Origin of the sequence: Collimonas sp. OK307, assembly GCF_900113705.1 — a bacterium.
In the GTDB taxonomy this organism is placed as follows: Bacteria; Pseudomonadota; Gammaproteobacteria; order Burkholderiales; family Burkholderiaceae_D; genus Collimonas.
In genome coordinates, this window is sequence record NZ_FOQI01000015.1 from 135,319 (window position 1) to 149,955 (window position 14,637).

General features: G+C 58.9%; 7 protein-coding genes. All 7 read left to right on the plus strand.

Going from position 1 to position 14,637, the window contains the following annotated elements; translation table 11 throughout:
* The first annotated feature begins 22 nt into the window (after positions 1-22).
* The 7 genes from BM205_RS18645 (at position 23) to BM205_RS18675 (ending at position 14,117) form a co-directional block, all read left to right on the plus strand.
* The gene (locus BM205_RS18645) at positions 23-8,824 is read left to right on the plus strand and encodes a choice-of-anchor D domain-containing protein (RefSeq protein ID WP_092416346.1); all 8,802 of its coding nucleotides are present in this window, start codon (positions 23-25) and stop codon (positions 8,822-8,824) included.
* A 129-nt stretch (positions 8,825-8,953) separates the two neighbouring features.
* The gene (locus BM205_RS18650) at positions 8,954-9,277 is read left to right on the plus strand and encodes a hypothetical protein (RefSeq protein WP_092416347.1); all 324 of its coding nucleotides are present in this window, start codon (positions 8,954-8,956) and stop codon (positions 9,275-9,277) included.
* A 53-nt stretch (positions 9,278-9,330) separates the two neighbouring features.
* Positions 9,331-9,858 carry a hypothetical protein gene (locus BM205_RS18655; protein ID WP_254783951.1) on the plus strand — a complete coding sequence of 176 codons (528 nt, stop codon included), beginning with the start codon at positions 9,331-9,333 and terminating at the stop codon, positions 9,856-9,858.
* 58 nt (positions 9,859-9,916) lie between these two features.
* On the plus strand, positions 9,917-10,735 hold the full coding sequence (locus tag BM205_RS18660) for a LolA-like protein (protein WP_092416349.1): 819 nt from the start codon (positions 9,917-9,919) through the stop codon (positions 10,733-10,735).
* A gap of 13 nt (positions 10,736-10,748) precedes the next feature.
* The gene (locus BM205_RS18665) at positions 10,749-11,636 is read left to right on the plus strand and encodes a LolA-like protein (RefSeq protein WP_254783952.1); all 888 of its coding nucleotides are present in this window, start codon (positions 10,749-10,751) and stop codon (positions 11,634-11,636) included.
* 185 nt (positions 11,637-11,821) lie between these two features.
* Positions 11,822-13,414, plus strand: coding sequence for a cytochrome c/ABC transporter substrate-binding protein (locus BM205_RS18670; RefSeq protein WP_371326513.1), 1,593 nt, complete (start codon positions 11,822-11,824; stop codon positions 13,412-13,414).
* A 64-nt stretch (positions 13,415-13,478) separates the two neighbouring features.
* Entirely contained in the window at positions 13,479-14,117 is a 639-nt protein-coding gene (locus tag BM205_RS18675; RefSeq protein ID WP_092416350.1) for an SCO family protein, read from the plus strand.
* Positions 14,118-14,637: the final 520 nt, after the last annotated feature.

The window sequence follows — 14,637 nt, forward strand, 5'->3', positions numbered from 1 at the left end:
ATAATAAAGCGGGAGAAACGCGATGAGAACCAATCTGTTCAACACCAGGTTCTTTGACTTGGTCAAGGCCGGACTAGCGGCGTCGATTTTCTTCATGGCGTGCGGCGCGTCCTTCGCGCAAAGCGTCAATCTGACCGCGAAGGCCGTGAACACCACGCTGCCGGATGGCCAAGTGGTGCCGATGTGGGGCTACTCCTGTAGCGCCGCTGCGGTAGCGCCGGCCACTTGCGCCGCCGCCAATCCGAACGCCGGGACGGGCTGGTCGCCATTGGTCATTACCACCCCGCCAGGCAATCTGATTATCAACCTGACCAACAATCTGCCGACACCTCCAAGCGCCACGACAGGTGTGCCGACTTCTCTGGTGATCGTGGGGCAGCTTGGCGGCGGTTTAGGCAATACGGCGACGACGACTGCGAGTCCGGCGCATGCGACCCAAAGTACGACCTGGCCTATCGTTGGTGACGCAACCGGCCCGCAATTCACGCCGCCTGCCCAGGCGCCTCGGGTCCAGTCGTTTGCCACTGAAGTGACGACCGGCACGACCAAGATATTAAGCTGGACCAATCTGAAACCAGGCACTTACCTGATCGAGTCGGGAACGCACCCCTCGATTCAGGGGCCTATGGGTTTGTATGGCGTGCTGATTGTGACCACGCCCGCCAGCGGGTTAACCCCGGCCCAGGCCTACCCGGGAGTCAGCTACGATGCCAGCGTGCCGCTGGTGCTCAGCGAAATCGATCCGGTACAAAACGCCGCTGTGGCGGCAGCTGTGGCGACTACCGGTTTCAGCGAAACCAAGGTATGGTCCGGACAGCCCGGCGGGTGCGGCAATCCGGCCTCGCCATCGACGGTCTTCCGCACCTGTTATCCGCCGGCAGTGAACTACGATCCACGCTATTACCTGATCAACGGCGTTTCGTTTGACCGGACCAACGAAATCAAGTCCCAATTTTCTATTGCCGCACCTGCCACCACCGGTCAGGTTCTGGTGCGTTTCGTCAACGCTGGCCTGCGCATGCATGTTCCGACCGTGGTTGGAGCGCAAACTGGCATCCCGGCCGCTTCCGGTTTCGGGCTGGTTGCGGAAGACGGCAACCTCCTGCCAGGTGCCCGACGGATCCAGAGCGAAGTTTTCCTGGCCGCAGGCAAGACCTACGACGTGTTGATGAATGCACCTGCAGCGGGAGCCTTGGCGTTGCCGGTGTACGATCGCCAGCTCAGCCTGTCCACCAATAATCAGCGCGACGGCGGCATGCTGGCCTATATCAGCGTCAATGGCGGCGCCTTGCCCGTGGCCTCCGGTACGCAGAATGCGATTGCCAATCCCGACAATTATTTTCTTGTCCCGGGCAATACCCTTGCCGTCACGGATCCGGCCAAGGGCGTGATCGCCAATGACGTCCGGGTTTATGGCGTGAAGGTGGCGACACCGCCTGCGCACGGCACGCTTACCTTGAATCCTGACGGCACGTTTACCTATGTGCCGGGTGCCGGCACCACTACCGACAGCTTCACCTATATGGCGAACGGCAATCCGGCGCTTACGGCAACAGTGACGCTGGCCGCTTGTACTGCGGGTTCGAGTTGCCTGGGTGGCGCGCCGATCGCCAATAACGACAGCTATACCAGCACCATCGCATCGCGCGTGCTGATCGGTGCGCCAGGGGTGCTGGCGAACGATAAGGATCCTGCCGGACACCCGTTGAAAGCCTCGGCGCCTAGCAGTATCACTGGCGGCACCGTCGCGTTGAACCCGGACGGGTCTTTCACGGCTGCGCCGACAGCCGCTCCCGTCGGTGCGGCTACCGCCACGGTGACGTTCAAATATTCCGCCGTGAATTCGCAAAATACGTCTTCGGCGCTGGCCACCGTCACTGTGACGTTCAAGGGCGGCAGCGGCCTGGCCGTCAAAGTGTTTGACGGCCCGAGCATGAAGACGGCTACGCCGGTGCGTATCAATGACTACCGTTGGATCATCGAGGAAGACCGCAGCTTCCAGATCGACCCTGCCTGCCAGACGAACTCAAGCACGCGGCCGGCCAGTTGCCCGCCGCTGCCGGTTCCGAGCGTCGGCACCAGTTTCCATACCAGCTACATGCCGGTGGTCGCGGCGGGCTGCGTCGGCACCGTCGCTTGCGAATCCGGGCAGAAAGTGCAGGGTACGCCAGCCGTGTGCGACATTGGCAACGGCGTGTGCCGGACTACTGCCGCACAACAGACCGCCGTCGATCCCAGCCAGGTTGCGCTGGACCCGACCAAGCACTACTACATCTCGATTTTGCCAGGCGATGCCGGCAACACGTTCTCAGCGGGCGCCGGTGCGCCAGTGCCGGTCAGTGCGAGCAACCCCAACGGACCGCAGCGGCAATTCAGCATCGCCCTGGATTGTCCATCGGGCCCTGGCGGAGCGGATTTTGCCCCCGGAACCGGGACTTGCGGCCATGGCATGGGCGGCGCCTCGATCATGCCGGCGATGACTGCTGTCAACGTACTCTTGCAACAGACGCCGTTCCAGACTGCGAAGGTTTCCGTGTATGTGTTCGAGGATGACGCTCCGCTCAACGGTGAAATCGACGTCAGTGGTGGTCTGGACGCCTTCGGCACTGCCCGCGAGCCAGGACTGGGCGGTTTTGAGATCAAGCTGTTCGACGACGCCGGCGGCACCGGTGATCCGACCGGACAAATGACCTATGACATGTTCAACATGCCGCTGTCCAACTCTCTGCAGGGAATGATCGATCCATCTACCGGGCTCAATGCCTGCCCGATTTCAAAGTCGAGCGACGGCCTGGTAGGCATGATTCCAACTTGTCCGAAATATGAATCGGATGGCGTGACTAATTCGCCTCTGGTCGGCCAGGCAGTGATTGCCAACCTCATGCCAGGCAGGTACGGCGTAGTCGCCACACCGGCAGCCGACCGCATCGGCAGGGGAGAAGAGTGGCTGCAAACCAACACGCTAGACGGACAGAAAGCCCATGATGCATTCGTCAAGGTAGCCGGGCCGGCCTATTTCCAAGAGTTCGGGCCAGCCGGTTTCCATGTCACAGTTGGTTTCGCCAACCCGAAAATCATCAATGACCGCCGCACCAACGCGCAGGCAACCGGGTTGTGCGACGCCGCGCCATCCGGCAGCGGCCTCTCGTGCACCAATTCGGTCAGTGGCCGGATCACCAACCTGCATTACAGCCGTCCGCCGAACCAGAATCTGTATGGCAGCGGTTCGCGCACCTCGCTTGGTTTCACGCAGTGCTATGTGAGCCTGGGCGATCCGGACAGCGAGGATATTGCATTCACCAAGTGCGACGCCGATGGCAAGTTCAGCTTTAGCGGCATACCCAACGGCACGTTCAGATTGACCGTCCTTGACCAGTGGAACGACCAGATTGTCGACGGCCTTGCGACAGCGGTGCAACTGACCGGAAACCAGAATAAAAACGTCGGCGATCTGCCGGTCCTGCAATGGCATACCAATCTGTATACCAGGACTTACCTCGACACCAACGGCGACGGCGTGTCCCAAGACAACGAACCGGGGCTGACACTGGTGCCGACCAATATCCGCTTCCGCGACGGCAGCTATTCCAATTTCAACAACACGGACCTCAACGGTTTCGCCGGATTCAACGAGGTGTTCCCGTTGTTCAACTGGTACGTGGTTGAAGCCGATACGACGCGTTTCAAACAGACTGGCGTACACGTGGTTTATGACGCCGGCGGTCCACCGGACGGCACGCCTGGCGGCGGCAGCTCGTCGATTGCCGCGAACTTTGCCAATACGCTGGAATCGGCTACGGCTCACCTCCCTGTCGCTCAGCGGGTTCCGGGAGCGGTGTATTGCGACAATGCGGACTGCACCGGGTTTTCGATCCTGAACGGCCCTGGCAGCAGTGCCGCCAATCCATCCACCGGCCGCATCGATCCGCCATGGGTAACTACTATGGGTTGGCAGGGCTTCTCCGGCCAGAGTTCGTTCATCGAATTCGGCAAGAAGCCGTTCGCCGACACGGAGAATGGCGGGATCAAGGGCGAGGTGATTTACGCTTCGACACGGCCATTCGATGACCCGGCGTTGCTGATTCACACCAGTTGGACGCCGAATGTTCCTAACGTCACCATCAATCTGTACCAAAAGGGTACGGCTGCAGATGGCAGCCCCAGCTTGACTCTGGTGGACACCACCCAGACTAGCAGTTGGGACGATTGGGCGCAGGGCTTCCGTTCCGACGGCGTTCCCAACATGAACTGCCCCGGCCAGGAAACCACCGACCCCTTCTTCTTTACACTGAAGGACAGTACCCAGTGGCTCGATCCGCTGAAAAGGCCCTTGTCCGCGCATGCGCAGTTCAAATGCTACGACGGCATGCATTCTTTCAACCATCTGCAGCCGGCGCCTTACGACGGTATGTACAAATTCCCTAGCGTGACGGCGACCAGCCCGACCACTGGCAAACCGACAGCCAGCAACTGCACTATCTGCGTACCGAATCCAAGCGGTGACGGTACCGTCATGCTACCTGCAGGCAAGTACGTGGTGGAAATGATCTTGCCACCGGGTTATGAACTGGTGAAAGAGGAAGATAAGAACATCCTCATCGGCGATAACTATATTGCTCCGGTGACGCAGCAGTTCGCTGGTTTGGGCAGCATCTTCATCCTGCCTGACCAGGCCGCGGTGAATGGCACTTATAACCAGAACAATCCACAGAATCCGACCACCAACCTGGGCTCGTCGCCCCGGCATGAAGGCGACACCGGCAGTGTCGAAACCTTCTGGCCCTGCGCCGGTGCACTGCGTATCGTGCCTGATTACATCAGCCTGTTCCCTGGCTCGCAGGAAGTCGCGCCGTTCGCGGGTGCTTCGCGGAATCTGTGCGATCGCAAGGAAGTGCGGCTCGACCCGCAAATGACGGTGCTGGCGAAATTCTGGGTGTTCAGCTCAACCCACGTTGCCGCGCATTACACCGGTTTCATGCTGGACGATTTTTCCTCGGAATTCGATCCGTATTCACCGCAGTTCGGTGAGAAGTTCGCCGTCCCCAACGTACCGGTATCGTTTAAGGATTTCACCGGCACTGAAATTTCCCGTGTGTATTCCGACCAGTGGGGTATCTTCAATGGCATGACTTATTCGACCTGGGAAGTCAATCCGCCAAATCCAACCGGGTACGCACCAACCATGATGGTCACCTGCATGAACGACCCGGGGCCGATTCCCGATCCGGCACACCCCGGCCAGACCATCACCGATCCTTTGTACAATCCGGCCTACAGCCAGTTCTGCTACGAGATTCCGTTCATGCCAGGACAGACCCAGTATATGGATACGCCAGTGGTGCCGGTCTCGGCCTTCGCCGAAGGCTACAATCCGCCTGACTGCGCCTATCCGGACGCCACCCCTGCTATCGGCAAGGTGACCGGCACGGCAGTCAGCGGTGGTGCCGGCCCCTGGGTCAGTACAGCAGGCGCCGCTCTGACGATCACTGCGATCAATAACACGGGCGACGCGCAAGTGCTGAACCACGCCTATTCCGGACCGGCTGCCACTACCGCGCCATATAACCAGAAGTTCATCACGCGTCACTATGGCTTCGGGGCGACGCAGGGTAGCGGATCGGTAACGATCGGCGGCGTCAATGCGTTCGTGTCATCGTGGAGCGATACGCAGATCACGGTGCTGGCGCCCGCATTGACTGCGGCGCAGTCGAGTTGCCCGGTCCAGCAGCGCGGGACATTGCTCCCTGCAACCTGCGGTGAGCTGGTGATCACGACCGGCGCCGGCAAGAAATCGATCGACACGGTCACGGTCACCATTGGCGGCAACACGCCGAAATACATCAATGGCGAAAATGCCGCAGGCAATGCCATCCAGAGCGCGATCGACAGCGCCACTCCGGGCGACATGCTCATGGTCGGCCCAGGCCTGTATAACGAAATGCTGCTCATGTGGAAGCCGATCCGGCTGCAAGGCGTCGGTGCTGCCTCGGTAACAGTCAATGCCAACACCCATCCGTCGGGCAAGATGGATCCGTGGCGGCGCCAGGTCGACTGCCTGTTTGGCGTGGCGCTCAACGGTGGCTTGATCACATCGGCCAACCCCTACGATCCGACCGGTACCTACACGTGTCCGGCGGCGATGCTGCGCAAGGTGGATCCGATCCCGCTCGAGCCGAATATCGGCTGGGACACCAATCTTAACGGCAATCTGGGCGAACTCCTGATAGAACCGACGCTGATGGGAGCGTATGAAGGCGCCGCCATTACCGTGCTGGCAAAAGGAGTACGCGACGTGCTGGTGGGCGGGGTCCTGCAAGCCGATCCTAACTTCACTGCGAATGGCATCTTCACGCCGCTCACGGCTAGCAGTGCGGATTGCACAAGCTATCCTAGTAACTTCCTGTGCAATCCGTCGCGCATCGATGGCATCAGTTTCAACAACAGCTCTCAAGGCGGCGGCGGCATCTTCCTGCACGGCTGGAACCACAATATGGAAGTCGCCAACAACCGTGTCTTCGGCAATGCCGGTACCCTCACCGGCGGCATTACCGTCGGCCAGGTGGAAGTTCCGGACGGCACCTTCGCTGCGGATGGCGTGACCCAACTGCCATACGGCTTCAACAACGCTGTCAATGTGCATCACAACTCGGTCACGTTGAACTCATCCTACGGCGATGAAATCAACTCCACCACGCCGTCCTCGGCCGGTGGCGTCACTTTCTGTTCGGGGGCTGACAACTACCACTTCAACTACAACTGGGTGTGCGGCAACATGAGCAGCGGCGACGGCGGCGGCATGGCGCACTTCGGCTTCAGCTATAACGGCGACATCTCGCACAACTGGGTCCTCTTCAACCAGAGCAACAACCCGACGCTGCCGACCTACGGCGGTGGCATCATTGTCCAGGGCGTCGCTCCGGACGGTACTTTCTGCGAAAACGCCGCGGTCGACCAGGATTGCGCACCTGAGCTGTCCGATGGCGCCGGTCCTGGCATCAAGGTTGACGCCAACCTGATCATCGGCAATACGGCTGAAAGCGGCAAGGGCGGCGGCCTGCGGCTGCAGAATGTCAATGGTACGGAGGTGGCGCGCAGTCCTAACAATGCGAATGCGTGGTATCAAGTCAACGTCACCAACAACATCATTGCGAATAACGTCGCCGGCTGGGCCGGAGGCGGCGTCTCGTTGCAGGATGCCGTGCGTGTCAACTTCATCAATAACACCATCGTTTCCAACGACACCACCGCTTCGGCCGGCGTGCTGTTCAACACCGACGCAGCTACGCAAGCCAATGTGCCGCCACCGAATTGCACGACGGTCGGCAGTCAAACAACCTGCAGCCCGATCACCACCTCGCAATATGAGCCGGCAGGTCTGGAAACAGCGCGTCACACCACCAACCTGATTACGGCGTTCACAGTGCCAAGCGTGGCTTGTCCTGCCGGTTTGCCGAATTGCACGACGTTCTCGAATCCAGTGATGACTAACAATCTGTTCTGGCAGAACCGTGCCTTCTATATCACGGTAGGCGGTCTCAATCCGGCGATACCGGGCTTGCAAAACGTGGTGACGTTGAATCCGACTTTGAACCAGGCTGGCCAAAAAACGGGCTATTGCGACTCGCATGCGGTCTACTGGGACATCGGCGCTTTTGGCGACACTGCGCCGAACAATCATAGTTCCGGGTTGACGCTCAGTCCGAAATTCTCGATCCTGACTGACGCTGCCGACTATCCGGGAGCAAGCAACCTGGGTACCAATCCAGCTGTGGTAAGCCAGTACTGCAATGGTTCGCGGGTGCCGCCCGAAGGTGGCGGCGTCGGCTTCGCGGTGCCTCCGGGCATCTCCGATGCTGTCCTGCCAAACCCATTGTTCACCTTGATGCCTGCGGCAACACCGGATGAAGGCAACCAGTGGATCAACATGTTCTACGGACCGCTTTCATTGACCAATGCAACCATCGCGTCGGGTGGCGCAGGCTACGGTTTGCCACTCGGTAACTACGCCATTGCGGCGGGGTCGCCGGCGATCAATACCGGGACTTCGGCCAATGCGCCTACCAAAGACTTCTTTGGCACCACCAGGCCGCAAGGCGGAAGCTTCGATATCGGTGCGGTCGAGTTCGTGTCAGTGCCCACTGCCGCCGCGAATGTAACGCCAACCTCGTTGACCTTCAGCAGTACGGTGGTCGGCGGCACCAGCGCCTCGCAAGCCCTGACGTTGCACAATACCGGCAGCGCCACGCTGACAGGCATTACTCTGACGTTCACCGGCAGCTTTGCCCGGGCGGCATCGGGCGGCAGCTGCGGTACGACGCTGGCTGCAGCTGGCACCTGCACCATCAACGTGGTATTCAAGCCGACAGCGACGGGTGCCGCAAACGGGACGCTAGCCATCGGCGCCAACGTGCCGGTCTCGGGCTCGCCAGTGCCCCTCACCGGTAGCGGCGCCGCCGCCGTGGTCAGCGCAGCCTTGGCTCCGACCACGTGGGCTGCGCCCAGTACTGCGGTATTGTTGAGCTCGACATTGGGGCCGCTCCAGAGCTTTACGCTGACCAATACCGGCAACGTAGCGCTCACCGGCATCACGAACGGAACCTTGGCAGGCACGAACCCGGCTGACTATGCCATCAACGCGCTGGGGTCGACCTGCGGCCCCCTTGTTCTCGGTCAGCTCACGACGATTACAACCTTGAACCCGGGCGCGACTTGCATAGTTTCCGTGCGATTCACGCCGCACTCGACCGGCGCCAAGAGTGCAACGATATCTGTAAGCGATGCGGCAGGTAGCCAGACATCGACTTTGACGGGAACCGGAAGGTGACGTCCGTTTAAGGTCATGCTGCCTGCGGGAGATTGCCGCAGGCAGCCTGGGAATCTGCAGTTGGCAGCTTGAGAGAGAGCTATTCTCCCGGCTGTTTTTAGCGGCAATCTGTTGGGAGGCAGGAATAACATGAAGCTCTCTTTACTGGTTTCTTTGTGTGCGGCGGCCGGCTTCTCGCTGGCGGCCACGGCTGCGCAAGCGGTAGATGGTGTAAGGCTTGGGCAGATGGAGGCCGTGGTTGCCCATTGCAGCCAGGTCAAGCCGGCGGATAGCGTCAGGTACCGCGAATTGTTGACGCCCCTGACCAGCGATGTGTCTGTTGAAGAACTGGCGGCGGTGCGCAAGAGCAGGGAATATCAGCGTGGCTATGAATCCATCACCGGACAACTGGCGGCGGCGAAAAAAGAGGAAGTGATTGAGGCATGTGCCGGCGCTCTGGAGTCGAACATCTAGCGCAAGAATGGACAACGTAGGCCGCGTGACCAACGTGGCCAACAGGGAAGAATATGAACACGTCCAGAGAGACAGTGAAATTGGCGACCATGGCGACGCTGCTAGCGTGCAGTCTGTGGAGCGCTGCGTCCTCGGCTCAATCTGCCCAGGAGCAGCAGGCTTCGTCGGCTGCTCCCGGTACTGCGCGTGCGTCGGCAGGCAAGTCTTCTCGTTATCAACCAGTGAAAATACCGAAGCACGCCAGGACCTTTTACCAGGCTTATGGCGGCGTCGACAATTTAACCGTGCGCCAGACCGCGTCGGGTAACCTGATCCGCTTCAGCTACCGTGTTACCGACCCTGCCAGAGCCAAAGCATTGGGCGAAAAGAACGTGACGCCTTACATGATCGGGCAAAGGAGCCATGCCTTGCTGCAAATTCCCGTGATGGACAAAATCGGCCAGTTGCGGCAGACCGGCACGCCCGAAATCGGGCAGGAATACTGGATGGTTTTTTCCAATAAGGGAAATCTGATTAAAGCTGGGGACCGCGTCAATGTAACGATCGGTTCCGCTCATTTTGACGGACTAGTGGTTGAGTGATCACGTGCGAGCGCGATCTGTGACGATTGAACTAAGAACTAAGGGGGGGGATGTACTCATGAACCGAATTCTCTTGCTGGCCTTTGGCCTGGCGTCATTTACGGCCACGTCCTCGATGGCGGTTACGGCGGCCGCCGCCACCAAGCCCGTGGCAACCGATAGCGCCCCGGCAGGCCGGTTAAGTGCGGCGCAGATCGTCGACAAGAATGTGGCTGCGCGCGGCGGGCTGCCAGCCTGGCACGCAGTCAGCAGCCTGAGCATGTCGGGAAAAATCGATGTTGGCGGGAAGAAAGAAACGTCTTTGCCGTTCGTGATGACCATGAAGCGGCCGCACAAGAGCCGCTTCGAGCTACGCTTCCAGGAGCAAACTGCAGTGCAGGTCTACGATGGCACGCAAGGCTGGAAGGTGAGACCCTTCCTGGGACGCAATGAAGTAGAGCCGTTCACGCCTGCCGAAACAAAATCGGCCGCCACGCTGGGGGAATTAGATGGCCCGCTGATTGACTATGCTGCCAAAGGCACAACGGTTGAGTTGCTGGGTATGGAGTCGGTGGAGGGGCATAGTGCTTACAAACTGAAACTGACGATGAAAGATCACGTACAGCGGCGCTTGTGGATCGACGCCAAGAGTTTTCTGGAGCTGAAAATCGACGGCGAACCACGCAAGCTCGACGGCAGAATGCACAATGTAGCCATTTACTACCGCGACTACAAGACCGAAAAAGGGCTGACTTTGCCCTATCTGATGGAGACTGTCGTCGAAGGCGCCAAAGCCAGCCACAAGATCAGTATCCAACAGGTGACGCTGAACCCAGCGGCGGACGACGCCCTGTTTGCGAAACCGCCGTTGACGGTGGCCAAGGCATCCGGCGAATAGGGGATGGACGACCATGAACCTGTCTTCAAACCAGATCGCTGTGCGAGTATTTTTCGCTTGTGTTTGCGCGTGTGTTTACGTGTCGGTGGGTCTTCCGGCGTTCGCCCTTGCGCAAGAGCCTGCGGTAGGGCAAAGCGGCGAGCATGGTTTGAGTGCGGCCCAGATCGTCGAGAAAAACGAAGCTGCGAGAGGAGGGAGGGATGCCTGGCGCAAGATTCAGACCATGGTTTGGGTCGGGCACGTGGAAAGCGCGAACGTCACTGTGCCTACTCTGCCGTTTGTGCTCGAGCTGAAACGTCCGAATAAGACACGCTTTGAAATCACGGCACTCAACCAGGTGGCCGTGCGCGTTTATGACGGCACCAATGGCTGGAAGTTGCGTCCGACCCGCAACGGCAAGCCAGATCTGCAGGCCTACACGCCGGATGAGCAGAAATTTGCGCGCGAGGAACAAGTCATCGACGGTCCCCTGATCGATTATCAGGCCAAGGGGATTGCCGTCAGCCTCGACGGGCTTGATGAAGTCGAGGGACATAAGGCCTATCGACTGAATGTCAGATTGCCGTCCGGTATCAGTCATCACATATGGATCGATGCCCAGACTTTTTTGGATGTCAAATACGATCGCGAAACACGCAGCGCGATCGGCCAGACGGCGACGATATCAGTGTTTTACCGCAATTACCAGAACGTCGAAGGTTTGCAGATTCCTGCCATTATTGAAACCGGCATGAGCACGACTCAAGTCAAGAACAAGCTTGTGATTGAAAAGATCGCACTTAATCCGCCATTGGAGGACTGGAGATTCGCCAAACCCGGAACGCAGGGGCGTAATAATCCGGTTTCGATAACTGTCGACACTTCGCCGGCCGCTCGCGGAACCGAGCGGCCGGCGCGTTAGCCATGGCCGCGCTACTGTCGAGGCCTGGCGCGGAGTCCACATGGCTGGCTTCGCGGATGCTTGGCAGAGGGAACGCGTTTGCAAGAATAAAAGTATTTCTCCGTGGGGTCGTCTTGGCACAAGTGTGGCGGCTTGCATTGCTTGCACTTGTGCTTTCGTTTGCGTTGCCGTTTGATAGCGGTCTCCTGTTCGCCGCGCCACTCGCGCCGATACACGCCAGCGTGACTAATGACAATTCGACGGCAGATGTTGGTGAAGCGATCTTCAGGCATGGCATACAGGGCTCAGGCGAGCCGCTTGAGGCCACCCGCGAGGCAGGTGTGCGTCTGTACGGTGCAGATGCGGCCTGCATCAATTGCCATCGGCCTAGCGGTCTTGGCGCCAAAGCCGGCCGCAACAGCATTCCCCCAATCACCGGACGCTACCTGTTGCACCCGCGCACCACAAATATGGAGGATATCGATCTGCCCTACGTCGACGGGATGCGCGCAGATCGCGATCCGTATACCGACGAGACCATCGCCAGGGCGATTCGCTCCGGTCTCAATTCGGAAGGCAAGCCACTTAGCTATCTGATGCCGCAGTTCGCGTTGAACGACACCGACATGACGGCGCTAATCGCCTACCTGAAGCGTCTCGATAAGCGCAGGCCGCTCGGGGTCACGGATACGGTGCTGCACTTTGCCACCATCATTACGCCAGATGCCGATCCTGTTAAGCGGCGAGGCATGCTGGATGTGCTCGAGCACTACTTCGCTGACAAGAACGCGTCTCCGCTCGGCGCGACTCCGCGCTTGCGTACCTCGCGCAAAATGATGTTCATGGTGAATCGCCGCTGGCAGTTGCATGTATGGGACCTGACTGGCCCGGCGGCGACCTGGGAAGCACAATTGAAGCGGCATTTGGCCGAGGAGCCGGTCTTTGCCGTGGTGTCAGGATTAGGGGGCAAGACATGGGCGCCGGTCCATGCGTTTTGCGAGCATGAAGCCATACCCTGTCTTTTTCCAAACGTCGAAGCGCCGGTCGGTACCGGTAATGATTTTTATTCCCTGTATTTTTCCAAAGGAGTCATGCTGGAAGCGGATCTGATCGCAAAAAAAATACTCGATGCGGGCAGTGGTACCGTAGCGAAAAATGTGCGCCAGATATATCGCGCCGACGACAGTGGCGAGGCGGGCGCCCAGGAACTTGATGCGGCACTGAAACATCATGGCATCTCTGTCTCAAGTCGTGTGCTGGCGCCGGGTGAGCGCATTGCTAATGCGCTGCGCGGGGTCGCAGGCACGGATGTGATTGTCCTGTGGCTACGTCCAGCCGACATCGCTGCGCTTCCCACCACACCGATGCCGGCGGTCGTGTTCATGTCGGGATTGATGGGCGGACTCGAGCGCTCACCGTTGCCGTCGAGCTGGCGTGGGAGCACGCGCCTGGCTTATCCCTTCGACCTGCCGGATCGACGGCGCGTCCGTGTCGACTATGCGCTTGGCTGGTTTTCGATCCGGCGCATTCCGGTGGTGTCTATCCAGGTGCAGGCAGATACCTATCTTGCCTGCGGCCTGCTGGCAGAGACGTTGAGCCACATGGTTGACACGTTTGTCCGCGATTATCTGGTCGAGCGCATCGAGGACATGCTGGAACGCCGAATCCTCACTGGTTACTATCCGCGCCTGACACTTGCATCGGGTCAGCGCTTTGCCTCCAAGGGAGGGTATATCGTCCGTTTCGCCGAACCTGACGGTATGCGGCTGGTTGCTGATGGTGACTGGATTGTGCCGTAGCGGCACGATGCGGTGCGGTTAGGCGAAATTGCTGTTCACGAATCGAATCTTAGGAGCAATTATCATGAAAACAGTCATCAGATACCTGGTCGGTGTCTTGGCGCTGACAGCTGCCGGGATGATTGCGCCGGTTGCCCATGCCGCAGCAACCGGCGTATCCGCTGCAAACGCACCTGACCCGCATGCTCACCACCATCACATGATGTCGGAGATCACGCGTTCGACAGTGGACTACACGCTACCACCGGTGTCGCTGGTACGGGAAGATGGCAAAGCCGTGTCGCTTGTCAATGAGCTGAATGACGGGCGGCCGGTGATTCTGACTTTCATCTACACCACATGCACTTCGATCTGCCCGATGATCAGTCAGACGCTGTCGCAATTGCAGAGTGACCTGGGCAGTGATCGCGACAAGGTGCATATGGTGTCTATCTCGATCGATCCGGAGCAGGATACGCCTGCGCGGCTGCGGGAGTATGCAAAAAAATACGGGGCGGGGCCTGAGTGGCAGCATTACACCGGGACGGTGGCGGCGAGTATCGCAACGCAGCGTGCTTTTGATGTCTATCGTGGTGACAAGATGAACCATAACCCGGTGACCTTGTTGCGTGCTGCGCCTGGAAAACCGTGGTTGCGGATCGATGGGTTTGCTACCGTGGCTGAGCTGTTGGGCGCTTACCATGAGCTGGTGGCGTCGAAGTGAGTTGCGGCAGTAGTTAAATGGGGTCAGAGTTTTTTTCGCGCTGTTTGCGAAAATTACCCTGTCCCCATTTAACGGCCTACGGAGTGCGTGCGTTGGTATTTTACGGAAATCCACGTTACCTGTAACGGTTGCTACTCCGTGGGTACATGCCGGGGGTAGCCCGGCGGCTACTGACTTTTATATGGACGCCTCCTATTTGCCAAGGTTTTTTTGTGTACTGCCAAACAGATAAGGATGCAGTTTTATATCCGGCCCTGTTGCAGACTGAACCCTGCTGGCCTTGATGGAATCCGCTGACTCACACCTAATTTCTTTGACGAGCTCTTGGCTCTAAAGTAAGTTCAGGTTTCGTGAGTCCCGGTCTGACCTGTTTGCCATCACACTCAATTACCTTGCGCAACCTTTCAACGTACTCATGTTGTAAAACTCATCAACTGCTACGTAACGATCTGTTCATGCGGCTCTGGTGCTGACGTAAGCGCGCTCATACTTTCGATCGTGCGCCAATAGCGCCCAGATC

Coding starts and splice junctions, on each gene's coding strand:
- BM205_RS18655 (WP_254783951.1), top strand. CDS start 9,331: ATGAACACGTCCAGAGAGACAGTGAAATTGGCGACCATGGCGACGCTG.
- BM205_RS18675 (WP_092416350.1), top strand. CDS start 13,479: ATGAAAACAGTCATCAGATACCTGGTCGGTGTCTTGGCGCTGACAGCT.
- BM205_RS18645 (WP_092416346.1), top strand. CDS start 23: ATGAGAACCAATCTGTTCAACACCAGGTTCTTTGACTTGGTCAAGGCC.
- BM205_RS18665 (WP_254783952.1), top strand. CDS start 10,749: ATGAACCTGTCTTCAAACCAGATCGCTGTGCGAGTATTTTTCGCTTGT.
- BM205_RS18660 (WP_092416349.1), top strand. CDS start 9,917: ATGAACCGAATTCTCTTGCTGGCCTTTGGCCTGGCGTCATTTACGGCC.
- BM205_RS18650 (WP_092416347.1), top strand. CDS start 8,954: ATGAAGCTCTCTTTACTGGTTTCTTTGTGTGCGGCGGCCGGCTTCTCG.